The sequence below is a fragment of the Solicola gregarius genome, assembly GCF_025790165.1.
Classification (GTDB): Bacteria; Actinomycetota; Actinomycetes; order Propionibacteriales; family Nocardioidaceae; genus Solicola; species Solicola gregarius.
Genome location: NZ_CP094970.1, coordinates 4543688 through 4560664, shown reverse-complemented (window position 1 = coordinate 4560664; position 16977 = coordinate 4543688). Strand labels below are relative to the sequence as shown.

At 69.9% G+C, this 16977-nt stretch carries 19 protein-coding genes and 1 tRNA gene; 18 read left to right on the top strand and 2 right to left on the bottom strand.

Annotated features, from left to right (window positions below):
• The first annotated feature begins 44 nt into the window (after positions 1–44).
• The 16 genes from steA (at position 45) to der (ending at position 14901) form a co-directional block, all read left to right on the top strand.
• Entirely contained in the window at positions 45–1220 is a 1176-nt protein-coding gene (steA, locus tag L0C25_RS22240; protein ID WP_271633982.1) for a putative cytokinetic ring protein SteA, read from the top strand.
• Between the two features lie 197 nt (positions 1221–1417).
• Positions 1418–2344 (top strand): copper transporter, encoded by a 927-nt coding sequence (locus L0C25_RS22235; protein ID WP_271633980.1) that lies wholly within the window; start codon positions 1418–1420, stop codon positions 2342–2344.
• On the top strand, positions 2344–3138 hold the full coding sequence (locus L0C25_RS22230; RefSeq protein WP_271633979.1) for a hypothetical protein: 795 nt from the start codon (positions 2344–2346) through the stop codon (positions 3136–3138). The genes L0C25_RS22235 and L0C25_RS22230 overlap by 1 nt, the downstream gene beginning before the upstream one ends.
• An 11-nt stretch (positions 3139–3149) precedes the next feature.
• Entirely contained in the window at positions 3150–4820 is a 1671-nt protein-coding gene (locus L0C25_RS22225; RefSeq protein WP_271633977.1) for a CTP synthase, read from the top strand.
• Positions 4817–5437, top strand: a complete 621-nt coding sequence (locus L0C25_RS22220) for an NUDIX domain-containing protein (protein ID WP_271633976.1) — start codon at positions 4817–4819, stop codon at positions 5435–5437. The genes L0C25_RS22225 and L0C25_RS22220 overlap by 4 nt, the downstream gene beginning before the upstream one ends.
• 86 nt (positions 5438–5523) lie before the next feature.
• Positions 5524–6639, top strand: a complete 1116-nt coding sequence (gene ald / locus L0C25_RS22215) for an alanine dehydrogenase (RefSeq protein WP_271633975.1) — start codon at positions 5524–5526, stop codon at positions 6637–6639.
• Between the two features lie 19 nt (positions 6640–6658).
• Positions 6659–7597: a site-specific tyrosine recombinase XerD gene (xerD, locus tag L0C25_RS22210; protein ID WP_271636879.1), complete on the top strand. Its 939-nt coding sequence runs from the start codon at positions 6659–6661 to the stop codon at positions 7595–7597.
• Positions 7598–7782: 185 nt separating this feature from the next.
• On the top strand, positions 7783–8595 hold the full coding sequence (locus L0C25_RS22205) for a ParA family protein (protein ID WP_271636878.1): 813 nt from the start codon (positions 7783–7785) through the stop codon (positions 8593–8595).
• Positions 8580–8915, top strand: a complete 336-nt coding sequence (locus L0C25_RS22200; protein ID WP_271633974.1) for a hypothetical protein — start codon at positions 8580–8582, stop codon at positions 8913–8915. The genes L0C25_RS22205 and L0C25_RS22200 overlap by 16 nt, the downstream gene beginning before the upstream one ends.
• On the top strand, positions 8912–9739 hold the full coding sequence (locus L0C25_RS22195; protein ID WP_271633973.1) for a segregation and condensation protein A: 828 nt from the start codon (positions 8912–8914) through the stop codon (positions 9737–9739). Before L0C25_RS22200 ends, L0C25_RS22195 begins: the two co-directional genes overlap by 4 nt.
• Complete coding sequence (gene scpB, locus L0C25_RS22190) at positions 9732–10370, top strand: SMC-Scp complex subunit ScpB (RefSeq protein ID WP_271633972.1); 639 nt, start codon at positions 9732–9734, stop codon at positions 10368–10370. Before L0C25_RS22195 ends, scpB begins: the two co-directional genes overlap by 8 nt.
• Positions 10367–11098 (top strand): pseudouridine synthase, encoded by a 732-nt coding sequence (locus L0C25_RS22185; protein ID WP_271633971.1) that lies wholly within the window; start codon positions 10367–10369, stop codon positions 11096–11098. The genes scpB and L0C25_RS22185 overlap by 4 nt, the downstream gene beginning before the upstream one ends.
• Positions 11095–12162: a prephenate dehydrogenase gene (locus L0C25_RS22180; protein ID WP_271633970.1), complete on the top strand. Its 1068-nt coding sequence runs from the start codon at positions 11095–11097 to the stop codon at positions 12160–12162. Before L0C25_RS22185 ends, L0C25_RS22180 begins: the two co-directional genes overlap by 4 nt.
• On the top strand, positions 12159–12821 hold the full coding sequence (gene cmk, locus L0C25_RS22175) for a (d)CMP kinase (RefSeq protein WP_271633969.1): 663 nt from the start codon (positions 12159–12161) through the stop codon (positions 12819–12821). Before L0C25_RS22180 ends, cmk begins: the two co-directional genes overlap by 4 nt.
• Complete coding sequence (locus L0C25_RS22170; protein WP_271633968.1) at positions 12818–13582, top strand: lysophospholipid acyltransferase family protein; 765 nt, start codon at positions 12818–12820, stop codon at positions 13580–13582. The genes cmk and L0C25_RS22170 overlap by 4 nt, the downstream gene beginning before the upstream one ends.
• Positions 13579–14901 carry a ribosome biogenesis GTPase Der gene (gene der / locus L0C25_RS22165; RefSeq protein ID WP_271633966.1) on the top strand — a complete coding sequence of 441 codons (1323 nt, stop codon included), beginning with the start codon at positions 13579–13581 and terminating at the stop codon, positions 14899–14901. The genes L0C25_RS22170 and der overlap by 4 nt, the downstream gene beginning before the upstream one ends.
• Positions 14902–14910: 9 nt before the next feature.
• Here der and L0C25_RS22160 read toward each other — a convergent pair whose 3' ends face one another.
• Positions 14911–15051, bottom strand: a complete 141-nt coding sequence (locus L0C25_RS22160; protein WP_271633965.1) for a hypothetical protein — start codon at positions 15049–15051, stop codon at positions 14911–14913.
• Positions 15048–15263, bottom strand: a complete 216-nt coding sequence (locus L0C25_RS22155; protein WP_271633963.1) for a DoxX family protein — start codon at positions 15261–15263, stop codon at positions 15048–15050. The genes L0C25_RS22160 and L0C25_RS22155 overlap by 4 nt, the downstream gene beginning before the upstream one ends.
• A 269-nt stretch (positions 15264–15532) precedes the next feature.
• On the opposite strand from L0C25_RS22155, the gene L0C25_RS22150 reads away from it, so the two are divergent.
• Both L0C25_RS22150 and L0C25_RS22145 read left to right on the top strand, forming a co-directional pair.
• Positions 15533–16816 carry an HNH endonuclease signature motif containing protein gene (locus tag L0C25_RS22150; RefSeq protein ID WP_271633962.1) on the top strand — a complete coding sequence of 428 codons (1284 nt, stop codon included), beginning with the start codon at positions 15533–15535 and terminating at the stop codon, positions 16814–16816.
• 75 nt (positions 16817–16891) lie between these two features.
• A tRNA-Pro gene (locus L0C25_RS22145) sits at positions 16892–16965 on the top strand.
• The last annotated feature ends 12 nt before the right edge of the window (positions 16966–16977 follow it).

Genomic DNA, 16977 nt, shown 5'->3' with positions numbered 1-16977 from the left:
TCGCTACCGGGATTGGTCGCGCCCGCGTGGCACGATGGCAGGCGATGAAACTCTCGCTGCGACGCAACCGGACCGACGCCCTGCCGGGCGTGACGGGTCCCGTACGCCTCGACCGGCGGACGAAGAACCTGACCAAACGACTGCGCCCCGGCGACATCGCCGTGATCGACCACGCGGACCTCGACAAGGTGAGCGCCGAGGCGCTCATCGACGCGAAGGTCTCCGCCGTGGTGAACGTCGCGCAGTCCTGCACGGGTAGCTACCCGAACCTCGGCCCTGGCATCATCGCCGACGCCGGCGTCCCGCTGGTCGACAACGTCGGCGACGAGGTCTTCACGGCGTTGTCCGAGGGTGACACCGCCCGCGTCGACGAGGGCATCGTCTACCGCGACTCAGAGCCGGTCGGCAAGGGCATCGTGCTCGACCGCGCCCGCGTCGACGAGCTGATGGAGAGCGCGAAGGAGGGCCTGTCCACCCAGCTCGAGGCCTTCACCGCGAACACGATGGAGTTCCTCAAGCGCGAGCGCGAGCTGCTGCTCGACGGGGTCGGCGTTCCGGAGGTGCGTACGTCGTTCGCGCGCAGACACGCGCTCGTCGTCGTACGCGGCTACGACTACCGCCAGGATCTCGCGATCCTGAAGTCCTACATCCGCGAGTACCACCCGGTACTCGTCGGTGTCGACGGCGGTGCGGACGCCCTGGTCGAGGCCGGCTACACCCCGGACATGATCGTCGGAGACATGGATTCGGTGTCCGACGAGACCCTCAAGTGCGGCGCCGAGCTGGTCGTCCATGCGTACCGAGACGGGCGCGCACCCGGCTTTGCCCGGCTGGAGAAGCTGGGGCTCGAGGGCACGCCGTTCCCGGCGACCGGCACCAGTGAAGACGTCGCGATGCTGCTCGCCGACGCCAAGAGCGCCGAGCTGATCGTCGCCGTCGGCACGCACGCGACGCTCGTCGAGTTCCTCGACAAGGGACGTTCGGGTATGGCGAGCACCTTCCTCACGCGGCTGCGGCTCGGCCCGAAGCTGATCGACGCGAAGGGCGTCAGTCGCCTGCACCATACGCGGATCCGAATGTGGCAGCTGCTGCTCCTGCTGGCGGCCGGCCTGCTGGCGATCGCCGTGTCGATCGCGGCAACGCCGGCCGGTCAGGAGTGGCTGGACGTGCTGCAGGCGCGCTGGGACGACTTCACCTACTGGATACAGGAAACCCTCTAGGCGATGTCTCCTCATACCCCGCCGGCTCGCGTGCCTCCGCATCCCGCCTGGGCTGCGTTGCGGTCGCTCGAAGGAGCATCCAACGACAACTTCGCTCCCGCGCGAATGGGGGCACCTCCCAGCCGCCTTGCGGCTGGGGGACAGGTCGGGCGCGGAGACCCGCTCCCTGATCGACGCGGCATAAGGAGACATGACCTGTGATCGACTTCCGCTATCACCTGATCTCCATCATCGCGATCTTCCTGGCCCTTGCTGCCGGTGTCGCGCTGGGTGCCGGGCCGCTGGACGAGCCGTTCAGCGAGCAGCTCGCCTCGGAGGCCGACAAGGACCGCCAGGACAAGGCGGACCTGCGCGAGCAGCTGGACGAGGCCGACGACGTACGCGGGTTCCAGGACGCGTTCGCCCAGCAGGTCGGCTCGGATCTGCTGTCCGGTGCGCTGCAGGACCGGACGGTTGCCCTGTTCGTGCTGCCGGGCGCCGACGACGACGCTGCCAAGGGGCTGACCGACGAGATCGAGGCCGCCGGCGGCAGTGTGACGACCACCGTGAACGTCTCGGACAAGATGATCGACCCGAGTGAGCAGCAGTTCGCCGAGGGCGTCGCACGACAGTCGCTCGACGGCCAGAACGGCGCTCCCGACACCAGCGGCATGTCGAGCTATCAGCTGCTCGGCACGGCGCTCGCACGGGCGTACCTCGGCGACGGCTCCGACACCAAGTTCGACTCGACCTCGGGCACGATCGCGTCGGCGTACAAGGAGGCCGGCTTCGTCGAGACCTCTGCTGAGCCGACCGGTCGCGCCTCGCTCGCGTTGTTCGTGGTCCCAGGTGCCGACGACATGGAGGACAACCAGGACGAGCTCGTCTCTACCGTGGCCTCGGCCGCCGACGCGGCGAGCTCCGGTGCCGTCGTCGCCGGCCCGCCGGCCTCGGCGGCCGATGGCGGCGTCGTCGCGTACGTACGAAGCAACGACGTCGGCGAGACCGTCTCGACCGTCGACGCGGTCAACGTAGCGGCGGGTCAGATCGTCACGGCGCTTGCGTTGCAGCGTGAGGCGGGCGGCAAGTCCGGCCACTATGGCGCCGAGGACGGTGCCGCCCAGGCGATGCCGGGGAATAACTGATGCCAGGCACGGGGTCGGGCGCCCGCGCCTGGCTTCGTTCGCACTCCGTCGCCGCATCCGCCGCCGGCGCGGCCGGACGCTGGATCGCCGCCAATCCGATCGGCGGGAGGGAGCGTTGGCAGCGGACCAACTTCGCCGGCAAGACCGTCTCGCTGCTGGGCGGACCGTCCGCGGTCGTCGGTCTCGTCGCCGGGTCCGTCGCGCAGAGGCGGTTCGGCACGGCCGCCGGGCTGAGCGCGATCGGCGCCGTCGGTGCGTACGACGACCTCTACGGCGACAGCGCGACGAAGGGTGTGCGAGGCCACCTGAGCGCGCTGCGCGGTGGCGTCGTCACCAGCGGTGTCGTCAAGCTCGGCGTGGTCTCCGCCGCCGGCGTGCTGATCGCCCGCGGTGAGTCCTCGCCCACGCGTTCCACCGTCTCGCTGCTCCGCGACGGCGCGCTGGTCGCGGGAGCGGCGAACATCGTGAACCTGCTCGATCTGCGTCCGGGGCGCGCGTACAAGGCGGCGCTGCCCGCAGCCGCGCTGCCCAGCGGCGGCTCGATCGGCGGCGTGATCACGGCCGGAATCGGCGACGACCTGCGCGGGCGGACGATGCTGGGCGACTGCGGCTCCAACGCCCTCGGCGCCGCGATCGGGGCCGCGGTCGTACGTGACACCCCACCGCTCGTACGATGGGCCGGGCTCGCGGCGGTCGTCGGTCTGACGTACGCGAGCGAGCGGACGAGCTTCTCGGAGTTCATCGCGAAACACCCAATGTTGGACCGCATCGACCGGGCCGGTCGCGATTGGTAGGCTGGAATCCCGTGGACAACCGAACCAAGCACGTGTTCGTCACCGGCGGCGTCGCCTCCTCGCTCGGCAAGGGGCTGACCGCCTCGAGTCTCGGGCGTCTCCTCAAGTCGCGAGGGCTTCGCGTGACGATGCAGAAGCTCGACCCGTACCTCAACGTCGACCCCGGGACGATGAACCCTTTCCAGCACGGAGAGGTCTTCGTGACCGATGACGGCACCGAGACCGACCTCGACATCGGGCACTACGAGCGGTTCCTCGACGAGAACCTCTCCGGTCACGCGAACGTCACGACCGGGCAGGTGTACTCCGAGGTGATCGCGAAGGAGCGCCGCGGCGACTACCTCGGCGACACCGTTCAGGTGATCCCGCACATCACCAACGAGATCAAGGACCGCATGGTCCGGATGGGCGGCGACGATGTCGATGTCGTCATCCACGAGATCGGTGGCACGGTCGGCGATATCGAGTCGCTGCCGTTCCTGGAGGCCTCGCGCCAGGTCCGCCACGACGTCGGGCGCGACAACGTGTTCTTCCTGCACGTCTCGCTGGTCCCGTTCATCGGGCCGTCGGGGGAGCTGAAGACCAAGCCGACACAGCACTCGGTCGCCGAGCTCCGCTCGATCGGCATCCAGCCGGACGCGATCGTCTGCCGCTCCGACCGGCCGATCCCGACCAGCGTGAAACACAAGATCTCCCTGATGTGCGACGTCGACAAGGACGCCGTCGTCACCGCGAGCGACGCCGCGTCGATCTACGACATCCCGAAGGTGCTGCACGCCGAGGGCCTCGACGCGTACGTCGTGCGTCGCCTGAACCTGCCGTTCCGCGACGTCGACTGGACGCAGTGGAACGAGCTGCTGCGGCGCGTGCACCATCCGGCGGAGGAGGTCACGGTTGCGCTCGTCGGCAAGTACGTCGACCTGCCCGATGCGTACCTCTCGGTTGCGGAGGCACTGCGGTCCGGTGGTTTCGCGAACGACTCCAAGGTCAACCTGCAGTGGGTCCCGTCCGATGAGTGCGCGACCGCCGACGGCGCCGCGGCGCAGCTGCGCGACGCCGATGCAATCTGCATTCCCGGCGGGTTCGGCGTACGCGGCATCGAGGGCAAGGTCGGCGCGATCAGGTACGCCCGCGAGCAGAACATCCCGACCCTCGGGCTGTGTCTCGGCCTGCAGTGCATGGCGATCGAGTACGCGCGCGACGCGGCCGGCCTCGACGGTGCCGACTCGACCGAGTTCGACGCCGACACCGCCAACCCGGTGATCGCGACGATGGAGGAGCAGAAGCAGATCGTGTCCGGCGAGGGCGATCTCGGTGGCACCATGCGGCTCGGCCTCTACCCGGCCCAGCTCGTCGACGGCTCGCTGGTCGCCAAGCTGTACGGCCGTACGCTCGTCGAGGAGCGTCACCGGCATCGGTACGAGGTCAACAACTCCTACCGCGACCGGTTGGAGGCAGCCGGTCTCGTCATCTCGGGCACGTCGCCCGACGGCTCGCTGGTCGAGTTCGTCGAGCTGCCGACCGACCTGCACCCGTACTTCGTGGCGACGCAGGCGCACCCGGAGCTGTTGTCCCGGCCGACCCGTGCGCACCCCCTCTTCGAAGGGCTTGTCGCCGCCGCGATCGACCGGCAGCGCGAGCTTCGTCTCCCGGTCGACGGCCCCGAGGTGTCGGTGGGGTGACCGAGCGGGCGCCACATCCGAGTCTGCCGGGGCGTCTGTTCGGCGACGGGGAGCCGATCGCCGATCGCGCCGAGGCATGGCCGGTGCTCGCGTCGCGAGACGAGTACCAGCATCCGTTCCTCTCGCTGTCACTCGACACGGTCGCGGCTCCCGACGGTGAGTCGTTCGAGCGGGTGTACGTACGGCACAAGGGTGCTGTCGGCGTCGTCGCGCTCGACGACGAGGGCAGGGTGTTGCTGCTCGAGCAGTATCGGCACCCGCCGCGGTCGCGGCTGGTGGAGCTGCCTGCCGGCGTACTCGATCGCGACGGCGAGGATCCTGTCGACGCGGCCGCGCGCGAGCTCGCGGAAGAGGCAGACCTCGTCGCCGCCGAGTGGACCCCACTGCTGCGGCTCTACTCCTCGCCGGGCTTCTCCGACGAGCACTGGTACGTCTACCTCGCCACCGGGCTGTCGGCCGTACCCGCGGCCGACCGGCACACCCGAGTGCACGAGGAGGCGCATATGACCCGGGTGTGGGCGCCGCTGGATGACGTCGTACACGCGGCGCTCGCCGGCGAGATCGCCGATGCGATGGCGGTCGCCGGAGTGCTCGCGGCGCGCACCGGCTCGAGATGACGTAGGCGAAACGCGGACCCCGCGATCCTCGACGGCTACACTCGGCGCGTTGCGAGTCATCGCCGATTCGAGTAGGAGTTCCGCGCATGAAGGTTGGCGTGCCCAGGGAAGTCAAGAACAACGAGTTCCGGGTTGCGCTGACTCCCTCCGGCGTCCACGAGCTGGTTCGTTCGGGCCATGAGGTGTACGTCGAGACCCAGGCGGGTATCGGTTCGGCGATCCCCGACGACGACTTCGCGGCCGCAGGAGCGCGGATCCTCGACGGCCCCGACGCCGTGTGGGAGACCGGCGACCTGATCCTGAAGGTCAAGGAGCCGGTCGAGAGCGAGCACCACCGGATGCGGGCGGACCAGGTGCTGTTCACCTACCTGCATCTCGCGGCGTCCGCCGAGTGCACCGATGCGCTGCTGGAGCGACGGGTCACCGGCATCGCGTACGAGACCGTGCAGACCCCCGACCGGGCGCTTCCGCTGCTCGCCCCGATGAGCGAGGTCGCCGGCCGCCTCGCACCCCAGGCGGGCGCGTACCACCTGATGCGACAGGGCGGCGGGCGCGGCGTGCTGATGGGCGGCGTCTCCGGCGTGTATGCCGCGAAGGTCGTGGTGATCGGCGCAGGCGTGTCGGGCATGAACGCCGCCGCGATCGCACTGGGCATGCAGGCCGAGGTCCTGCTGCTCGACCTGAACGTCGACACGCTCCGCTCCGCCGACCGCATCTACCAGGGCCACTTGCAGACGGTCGCCTCCAACGCGTATGAGATCGAGCGGGCCGTCCTCGACGCCGACCTCGTGATCGGGGCGGTGCTCGTGCCCGGCGCCAAGGCGCCGACGCTGATCAGCAACGAGCTCGTGTCGCGGATGCAGCCCGGCAGCGTGCTGGTCGACATCTCCATCGACCAGGGCGGCTGCTTCGAGGACTCCCGTCCCACGACACACGACGCGCCGACCTACCGAGTCCACGACTCGGTCTTCTACTGCGTGGCGAACATGCCGGGCGCGGTGCCACACACCTCGACGTACGCGCTGACGAACGTCACCCTGCCCTACACGATGGCGCTCGCCGACAAGGGCTGGCGAGCCGCACTGCACGACGACGATGCACTGGCTCTCGGGTTGAACACCTACGACGGCTCGTTGACGAACGAGCCGGTTGCCCGGGCCCACGGTCGCGACTACGTCGCGATCGAGAAGGTCCTCGCTTAGGCTTCGGCCGAAGGAGACGATCGCGACGTCGCACACCAACGCCCTCGACCGGGCCATCGGTGACTATCTGAGTCACCTGGGCGTCGAGCGCGGCCTGGCCGCCAACACCTTGTCGTCGTACCGGCGCGACCTGCGTCGATATGTGTCGTTCCTCCGTGGTCGCGGGATCGACGACCCCGAAGCCATCTCCGAGAACGACCTCTCCGAGTTCCTGATGTACCTGCGCGAGGGCGACGCGGAGCACAAGCCGCTGAACGCCGGGAGCGCCGCGCGTACGCTCATCGCGGCTCGCGGCTTCCACCGGTTCGCATTGCGCGAGGGTCTCGTCAGCGCGGATGCGTCCGCCGGGGTCAAGCCGCCGAGCGCGCCGCGCCGGCTCCCGAAGGCGCTGCCGCTCTCCGACATCGAAGCGATCCTCGAGGCGGCGGGGGCGCCGGGCACCGCGCTCGCGCTGCGAGACCGCGCCCTGCTGGAGATGCTGTACGGCACGGGTGCCCGGATCTCGGAGGCCGTGGGGCTGGACGTCGACGACCTCGATCTCGAGGAGGGCGCAGTGCTGCTGCGTGGCAAGGGCAGCAAGCAGCGGATCGTACCGGTGGGAACGTACGCGCTGGACGCGATCCGGCGATACCTCGCGACGGCTCGCGCGGAGCTGTCGCGGCCCGGCGGCGCGGCGGGTGCGGTGTTCCTGAACGCGCGCGGCGGGCGCCTGTCTCGGCAGAGCGCATGGGCGGTGCTCACGAAGGCCGCCGATCGGGCAGGGGTGACGGCGGAGGTGTCGCCGCATACATTGCGGCACTCGTTCGCGACACACCTGCTCGACGGCGGTGCCGACGTGCGCGTCGTACAGGAGCTCCTCGGGCATGCGTCGGTGACCACGACGCAGATCTACACGCTCGTCACGGTCGACAAGCTGCGGGAGGTGTACGCGACCGCACACCCTCGGGCTCGGGGGTGAATACCGCGAAGACACACCACCTGGGTTTGTCCCCACTCCCGGTATTGCATAGAGTCCTGCGAGATACTGGCGTCTTGTCGAGAAGTCGACGGATCGAGGCTGATGTGAACGACGCGGGTGGTGACCTGTCCGGTAGCGCGGTGCCCGTCGAGGAGTCCACGACGCTGGGTCCGACCGGGCGGCCCATGCCGACGCTCCCGAAACCGACTCCGCCCGACGGCCGGCCTGCGCAGGTGATCGCCCTGTGCAACCAGAAGGGCGGTGTCGGCAAGACGACCACCGCGATCAGCCTCGGCGCGGCGCTCGCGGAGACCGGCCGCAAGGTGCTGCTCGTCGACTTCGACCCGCAGGGTTCGCTCACCGTCGGCCTCGGTGTCAACGCGTACGAGCTCGACTCGAGCATCTACAACCTGCTGATGGACCGCGAGCAGGACGTGGCCGAGGTGATCCAGAAGACGTCCGTCGACGGCGTCGACCTGATCCCGTCCAACATCGACCTGTCGGGCGCCGAGATGCGCCTGGTCACCGAGGTGGGCCGCGAGCAGACGCTGGCCCGGGTGCTGCATCCGCTGCGCCGCGAGTACGACGTCATCCTGATCGACTGCCAGCCGTCCCTCGGCCTGCTGACGGTCAACGCGCTCACCGCCGCGAACGGCGTGATCATCCCGCTCGAATGCGAGTACTTCGCGCTGCGCGGCGTCGCGCTGCTCAAGGAGACCATCGACAAGGTGCGCGAGCGGACGAACTTCGACCTGCAGATCATCGGACTGCTCGGCACGATGTACGACAGCCGCACACTGCACGGCCGCGAGGTGTTGCAGACGCTCGTCGACGGGTGGGGCGAGACCGTCTTCCACACGGTCATCCGCCGTACGGTCAAGTTCTCCGACTCGACCGTCGCCGGCGAGCCGATCACGACGTACGCGTCGGCGTCGTCGGCCGCCGACTCGTACCGTCAGCTGGCTCGGGAGGTACTGGCACGGTGTCACGTCGAGTAAGGCTTCCCGGGGCCGACGAGCTGTTCCGGCCGACGGGTCCGGTCGAGGAACCGGACCCGCAGCCCGCGCCCGAGCCCCCGCCCGTCCCCGAACGCTCGACCCGCGGCAGCGGCCGGGTCAAGCATGACGAGAAGATGACGGTCTACGTCACGGCCGACGAGCTGCTCGAGATCGAGCATGCGCGGTTGTCGCTGCGTCGCCGCCTCGGGCAGGGCGTCGACCGCGGCCGCCTCGTCCGGGAGGCGCTCGCCCTTGCGCTGGCCGATCTCGACGAGAACGGCGACGACAGCGAGCTCGTCCGCCGTCTGAGGAAGAAGTGACCGAGTCTTCGACGGCGGAGTTCTCGGTCCATCTCGACGTCTTCGAGGGCCCGTTCGACCTGTTGCTCGGTCTGATCGGCAAGCACCAGCTCGACATCACCGAGGTCGCGCTGTCGGCGGTGACCAACGAGTTCATCGCGTACGTCAAGGCGATGGAGACCGACCAGCTCGAGGAGACGACTCAGTTCCTGCTGGTCGCGGCGACGCTGGTCGACCTGAAGGCCGCTCGGCTGCTGCCGCAGGCCGAGGTGGAGGACGAGGACGATCTCGCGCTGCTGGAGGCGCGCGATCTGCTGTTCGCGAGGCTGTTGCAGTACCGCGCGTTCAAGGAGGTCGCGGCGTCGATGGCCGAGCGCCTGAGCACCGAGCAGCTCCGGCATCCGCGTTCGGTGAGCCTCGAGCCGAGGTTCGCGAACCTGCTGCCGGAGGTGCTGATCTCCGTCGGCGTCGAGGAGCTGGCCCAGCTCGCGGCGAAGGCGATGGAGCCGAAGCCGGTGCCGGTGCTGTCGCTGGCGCATCTGCATGCGCCGCACGTGAGCGTACGCGAGCAGGCCGCCGTGATCGCGGATCGGCTTCGCCGCAGCGGCAGCGCGACCTTTCGCGCGCTGACCGCGGACGCGCCCGACACCCTGACGAAGGTGGCGCGGTTCCTGTCCCTGCTGGAGCTCTTCCGCGAGGAGATGGTCGCGTTCGAGCAGGTGACGCCGCTGGGCGAGCTGCACGTACGCTGGACCGGTTCCGGCGAGGGCGAGGTCGAGGTCAGCGACGAGTTCGACGAGGACGACGAGGACGACCAGCCTGCCGAGGAGGGCGACGATGACTGAGCAGACGCCCGGAGACCGCGACCCGGAGCTGGAGCTCGAACTCGAGCTGCTGCCGTTGGAGCCGGCGCTCGAGGCGGTGCTGATGGTCGCCGACGAGCCGTTCGACCACCTGACCCTGGCGCAGGCCGTCGGCCACCCGCCCGCCGATGTCGAGGCCGCGCTCGAGCGGCTCGCCGCGACGTACGACGAGCGAGGCCACGGGTTCGAGCTGCGCCGCGTCGCGGGCGGCTGGCGCTACTACACCCGGGAGGCGCTCGCGCCGGCCGTCGAGCGGTTCGTGCTCGACGGTCAGCAGGCGCGCCTCACCCAGGCAGCACTCGAGACGATGGCCGTCGTCGCGTACCGGCAGCCGATCAGCCGCGCACGGGTGTCGGCGATCCGCAGTGTCAACGTCGACGGTGTCATGCGCACGCTCGTGACCCGTGGCCTCGTCGAGGAGGCCGGCACTGAGGAGGAGAGTGGCGCGATCCTCTACCGCACGACGTCCTACTTCCTGGAGCGGATGGGTCTCGACTCCCTCGACGACCTGCCCGATCTCGCGCCGTATCTTCCGGAGGACCTCGATGACGACGAGTCGGGCGCCGGGTCCGAGGCTGCACCGGCCGAGCCCGCTCAGGACCCGGCCGAGTGAACGCCGAGCCCGTCCGCCTGCAGAAGGTGCTCGCCCAAGCGGGCATCGCCAGCCGGCGGCACAGTGAGACCCTGATCGCGCAGGGGCGCGTCGAGGTCGACGGCGAGATCGTGATCCAGATGGGCATCCGCGTCGACCCCGCCACGGCCGTCATCCGGGTCGACGGCAAGCGGCTGCCTCCCGCGTCGGCGAACGCGTACGTCGTGCTGAACAAGCCGCTCGGCGTGGTCAGCGCGATGTCGGACCCCCGGGGCAGGCCGACGCTCGCGGCGTACGTCGAGTCCCGCGCGGAGCGGTTGTTCCACGTCGGCCGACTCGACGCCGACACGGAGGGTCTGCTGTTGCTCACCAACGACGGCGAGTTCGCGCACCGGATGGCACATCCGTCGTACGAGATCGCGAAGGTGTATGTCGCCGAGGTCGACGGACGAGTGCAGAACAAGACGGCGACCCGGCTGCGTACGGGAGTCGACCTCGACGACGGTCCCATCGCGGCCGACGCGTTCAAGATCACCCAGGTCCACGACGACCGCTCGCTCGTCCGGCTGACGATCCACGAGGGCCGCAACCGGATCGTGCGCCGGATGCTCGCCGAGGTCGGCCATCCGGTGCGCCGGCTCAGCCGCGTCGCGATCGGCGACGTACGCCTCGGCTCGCTGAAGCCCGGCGACCTGCGTGACCTGTCGGCCGACGAGCTCGGTGGGCTGCTCGATAGCGTAGGGCTGTGAATCCCTCCCTCGCTGGTCCTGTCCTCGTCGTCGGCTGCGGCCTGATGGGCACGTCCACGGGTCTCGCGCTCCGGCGCCGCGAGGTCGAGGTCTATCTCGACGACCTGCGCCGATCGCACGTCGAGGTCGCCGAGTCGCGGGGCGCCGGCTCGGGGGAGAAGCCGACGTCGGTGGCGATGGTGGTGATCGCGGTGCCACCCGACCACGTCGGTCCCGCCGTCGTCGATGCGCTGCGCGAGTGGCCCGAGGCGGTCGTCACCGACCTGTCGAGCATCAAGGCCGGCCCGCTCGCGGTCGTCCGCGCACAGGCCGGCGCCGACGCGGCGAGGTACGTCGGCGGGCATCCGATGGCGGGCAGCGAGCGGTCGGGCCCGGTCGCCGCGTCGGAGCAGCTGTTCGACGGCCGGGCCTGGGCGGTCACGCCGTCACCCGACGCCGACCCGACGGCGGTCGAGCAGGCACGCGTGCTCGCGACGACGTGCGGCGCGACCGTGATCGAGCTGTCGCCCGACGAGCACGACGCGGCCGTCGCGCGCGTATCCCATCTGCCGCATGTGATGGCGGTGCTGGCGGCGGCCCAGCTCAACGGCGGACCGGAGACGCATCTGGCGCTCTCGGGGCAGGGTTTGCGCGACGTCACCCGTATCGCCGGCGGAGATCCGCGTCTGTGGCGGCAGATCCTCGGCGGAAACGCGAGCCATCTCGGCCGGATCCTGCGGTCCGTACGTGCCGATATCGACACCCTGCTCACCGGCCTGGAGAGCTCGCCGGACGAGATCGTGAAGGTGCTCGAGCGGGGCGTACACGGCACGGATCTGATCCCCGGAAAGCACGGCGCCGAGCTGCCCGCGGAGAGCACCGTGTACGTGCATCTGCCCGACCGTCCGGGCGAGTTGGCACGTTTGTTCGGTGATGCGGGAGAATCGGGCGTGAACATCGAGGATCTGCGCATCGACCACGATCCCGCGCGCCCCGTCGGCCTGGTTGAGGTCGTCGTGGCCAGCGATCGCGTCGACACGCTGATCGATGCATTGGGCGAGCGCGGTTGGAGGGCACACCGGTGAGGGAAGACACGTTGGTCGTCGCGGTCGACGGGCCGTCGGGATCGGGAAAGTCGAGTACGGCGCGGGGCGTCGCAGAGCGGCTCGGCCTCGACTACCTCGACACGGGTGCGATGTACCGCGCGGTCACCTGGGCCCTTCTCGAGGCCGGCGTGCATGTCGACGATGCCGACGCGGTCGCCGCGGCCGCGAAGCAGGTCGTACTCGAGATCGGCTCCGACCCGTCGGACCCGACCATCCGCGCCAACGGCGCCGACGTCTCCGGACCGATCCGCGGCCCGCACGTGACGGCCGCCGTGAGTGCGGTGGCAGCCGTCCCGGCAGTTCGCGAGCAGTTGGTCGCGGAGCAGCGGGCCATCATCGCCGGATCGCGCGGGATCGTCGTCGAGGGACGCGATATCGCCTCGGTGGTCGCGCCCGACGCCGCGGTCAAGGTCTACCTGGTCGCCGACGCCGAGGCGCGGGCGAGCCGGCGTACGGCCGAGCTCGGCGGCGGCGACGTATCGGCGACGAGGGCCGATCTCGAACGCCGCGACTCGATCGACTCCTCGCGTACGGCATCGCCCTTGCGCCGCGCCGACGGCGCGCAGATCGTCGACACCACGGAGCTGAGCCTCGAGGACGTCATCGACCAGATCGTTCGGCTGGCCAAAGAGCGGTGAGGACCCTGGAGCACGCCGAGCCACCCCGGACCGGTGACCTGCGCCCGCTCCCACACCGCGCGCAGGCGGTGGTCCGCAAGCCGGGTCGGGCCGTGATCACCCGGCGGTGGGACGTCCATGTGCACCACGAGCACCGCGTACCCCGCACCGGGCGGGCATTGCTCGCCTGCAACCACATCGGCTGGCTCGACGGGCCGCTGATGGTCGGTGTCGCCCCGCGTACGATCCACGCGCTGGTCAAGCACGAGATGTTCGTCGGGCAGATCGGGCTGCTGCTGCGCTCGATCGGGCAGATTCCGGTCGAGCGCGGCACCATCGACGTACGCGCCATCCGGCTTGCGGTACGAGCGCTGCGCGACGACCGGGTCGTCGCGATGTGGCCGGAGGGCACGCGCGGCAACGGTGAGCTGCGGAAGCTGAAGCGCGGCCTCGCGTACCTCGCGCTCGTCACCGGCGCACCGGTCGTACCGGTCGCGCTGCTCGGCACGCGTGCGTACGGCGAGTCGGTCTCGGACCTCCCGCCGCGCGGGCGCCGGATCGACGTCGTCTACGGCGAACCGATCGCGGTCGAGGCCGTTGCCTGGCCGCGCCGGCGGGAATCCGTCGAGGGTCTGACGCGTTCCCTCCAACGCGAGCTCATCGCGAACCTCGAGCACGCGCTCGAGGTCTCCGGCCAACGGCTTCCCGGCTCCGCAGCCGACGAGGAAGCCAGGGAGGCCGACATGGTCGGCCTTGCCGACGATCCCCAGGAGGACAGTTGACCACCAGCCCGCCCGTGCTCGCGGTCGTCGGCCGTCCGAACGTCGGCAAGTCGACGCTCGTCAACCGGATGCTCGGCCGCCGCGCGGCCGTCGTCGAGGACACACCCGGAGTCACCCGCGACCGGGTGTCGTACGACGCGGTCTGGAACGGCCGCACGTTCACCGTCGTCGACACCGGCGGCTGGAATCCCGATGCGCAGGGCTTCGCCGAGCGGATCGCCGAACAGGCCGAGATCGCCGTGCAGGCGGCCGACGCGGTGTTGTTCGTCGTGGACGCCACGGTCGGCATCACCGACGCCGACGAGGCCGTCGTACGCATCCTGCTGCGGTCCGGACGGCCGGTCGTGCTGGCCGCGAACAAGGTCGACGACCAGCGCGCCGAGGCCGAGGCCGCGGCGCTGTGGAGCCTCGGCCTGGGGGAGCCCCAGCCCGTCTCGGCGCTGCACGGGCGGGGGAGCGGCGACCTGCTCGATGTGGTCCTCGACGCGCTTCCCGAGGCGCCGGCGGAGGACTTCGAGGAGCACACCGGCCCGCGCCGGATCGCGCTCGTCGGCAAGCCGAACGTCGGCAAGTCGAGCCTGCTGAACCAGCTGGCGGGCTCGGTGCGGTCGGTCGTCGACGACGTCGCCGGTACGACCGTCGACCCCGTCGACGAGATGGTCGAGTTCGCCGGGCGGACCTGGCAGTTCATCGACACGGCGGGCATTCGCCGCCGCGTCAAGGAGGCGTCAGGGCACGAGTACTACGCGAGCCTGCGTACCAACACCGCGATCGACCGCGCCGAGGTCGCCGTCGTGCTGATCGACGCCAGCCAGCCGCTGAGCGAGCAGGACACCCGGATCATCTCGACCGTCGCCGACGCCGGCCGGGCCCCGGTGATCGCCTTCAACAAGTGGGACCTCGTCGACGAGGAGCGCCGCTACTACCTCGACAAGGAGATCGAGCGCGAGCTCGTGCGCGTGCAGTGGGCACCACGCATCAACATCGCCGCGCGCACCGGCTGGCACGTCGACCGGCTCGCGCGGGCGCTCGACACCGCGCTCGAGGGCTGGGAGACCCGCGTACCGACGGGCGCCCTGAATGCGTTCCTCGGCCGGCTCGTCGCCGAGCATCCGCATCCGGTGCGCGGCGGCAAGCAGCCGAAGATCATGTTCGGTACGCAGAGCTCGACGGCGCCGCCGGAGTTCGTGCTGTTCACCTCGGGCAAGCTCGAGGACCAGTACCTGCGGTTCGTCGAGCGCCGGTTGCGCAAGGACTACGGCTTCGCGGGCTCGCCCGTACACATCCAGCAGCGGCCGCGTAAGCGCCGGTCCCGCTGACCGCGCCGATCAGAGACAGACGTAGCCGACCGCGAGGGACAGGACCAGCATCCCGGACGCGTTGACGAACAGCCGGGACGTGAAGTCGCGCGCGCGTACGTGCATGGTGATCGCGATGACGAAGTACACCACGAGTGCGATGCAGGTCACCAGCGCCAGGTAGGGATCCAGAGTCCGAGCACGAGCCCGGCCGCGGCGGCGAGCTTGATCGGCGTGAGGAATCCCCAGTAGCGCCGTGGGAAGCGGACCGCCTCCAGGCACTCGGCGACGAACGGGACCGGGCGGACGCAGATGATCGCGTCGACCAGCGAAATGGCTGCGAGCACGACGACGGGCCAGCTCGGATCAGGGGCCGATGACATGGGGCCATTCTTGCGTACGACCGGCTCCGTCCGCGCCGTGGACGACCGTTGCGGAGGAGCGCGGACACTCGATCGCGACCGTGACCTATTCGTTAACTCCGGACGGCTCCGATCGGTACGATCTGCACCTCCACTGTCAGTGGCACGTGAGACGCTTTTCGCATGGCTGTTCTAGCGCTCCCCGGCTTCGCCGACGACGACGCGCTGGAGCGTGCGATCGTGTCAAGCGTTCGCTCGCGTCCCTGGAGGCCGAGCAGTACCTCTACCTGTTGGACTTCCTCGACGAGAGCGCGGCCGATCCCAATGTGCTTCGGCTCGCCGGTGCGGAGCGCGTACATCCGTACGGCGGCGACGGCACACCCGACATCCCGGAGTTCGCGGTGTGCGAGGTCGCCGCCGCGCTCGGTCTGGCGAACCAGTCCGCTGCCAGCCTGGTCGCCGACATGCTCGACCTGCGCCATCGGCTGCCGCTGCTCTTCGGCTGCCTCCGCAACGGCGACGTCGAGTCGTGGAGGGTACGCCGGGTCGCCTCCGGCACCCGCGAGCTCGATCTCGAGACCGCCGGCCGGGTCGACGAGCGCCTTGCCCGCGCGGCGAGCGACGGCGCACCCGTTCTGGCCCGGATGTCGCGCTCGCGCGTCCGCAAGGTGATCGACCAGATCGCCTGCAAGGACGACGCCGAGCAGGCCGACGACGAGGCTGCGTACAACCTCGCGAACCGTTCCGTGCGTATCAGCCGCGGCCCTATCGGGGTTGACGAGATCTCCGGCACGCTCGCCAGTGGCGCCGCGCAGCGCCTGTACGCCCGCGTCGACGAGATCGCCGGCTGGCTGGGCGAGGTCGACGACGCCGACGGCGAAGACCGCCGGCCGAAGGACGTACGCCGCTCGATCGCGCTGACCATGCTCGCCGACCACGACCAGGTTGCCGACCTCTTCGACCAGGTCCAGCGCCTGCGCCGCCAGTGCGCGACCGATCCGGACACTCCAGACAATGCGGACACTCCCGTCGACGCAGACACTTCCGACGACACGGACGGCCCGGGCACGGTGCCTCAACGCTCCACGCGGCTTCCGGCGACCGTGCTGTACGTCCATCTCGATGCGGCCAGCGGCACCTGGTCGCTCGACGGCCACGGCCCGATCACACGCACTGAGGCGGTCGACCTGGTCGGCCATTCGCGGGTCACGGTGAAGCCGGTCATCGATCTCGCCGAGAACCTCACGTACACGGGTTATGTCGCGCCGCCACGGCTCAAGGAGCAGACGGCCCTGGCGAACGAGGGCTACTGCACGTTCCCGCACTGCACGAGCTCCGCATGGCGCGGCGAGTACGACCACATCGTCGACTACCACGCCCGCGGGCCGACCGATTCGCGCAATGGTCACCGATTGTGCAAGCACCACCACCGAGCGAAGACCTTCGGCGGCTGGACCGTCATCTCACCCATGCCCGGCGTATGGGTGTGGCGATCCCCGCGGGCACGCTTCTACCACGTCACCGAGGGCACGACGACGCCTCTCGACCTGGACCTCTTCCGCTACGCCGCTTGAGGAACGGGCGATCCGTCGTACGCGCGACTTCGGCGCTGCGGTACTGTTCTCTCGGTCCGTCGAGCGACGGGCCATCGGGCTGTGGCGCAGTTTGGTAGCGCACGTGACTGGGGGTCACGGGGTCGCAGGTTCAAATCCTGTCAGCCCGACGTAGGAGGGGT

Bases quoted from the DNA above. Each gene is read 5' to 3' on its own strand.
- L0C25_RS22230 (WP_271633979.1), top strand. From the start codon at position 2,344: ATGCCAGGCACGGGGTCGGGCGCCCGCGCCTGGCTTCGTTCGCACTCC.
- steA (WP_271633982.1), top strand. From the start codon at position 45: ATGAAACTCTCGCTGCGACGCAACCGGACCGACGCCCTGCCGGGCGTG.
- scpB (WP_271633972.1), top strand. From the start codon at position 9,732: ATGACTGAGCAGACGCCCGGAGACCGCGACCCGGAGCTGGAGCTCGAA.
- L0C25_RS22205 (WP_271636878.1), top strand. From the start codon at position 7,783: ATGCCGACGCTCCCGAAACCGACTCCGCCCGACGGCCGGCCTGCGCAG.
- L0C25_RS22155 (WP_271633963.1), bottom strand. From the start codon at position 15,263: ATGTCATCGGCCCCTGATCCGAGCTGGCCCGTCGTCGTGCTCGCAGCC.
- ald (WP_271633975.1), top strand. From the start codon at position 5,524: ATGAAGGTTGGCGTGCCCAGGGAAGTCAAGAACAACGAGTTCCGGGTT.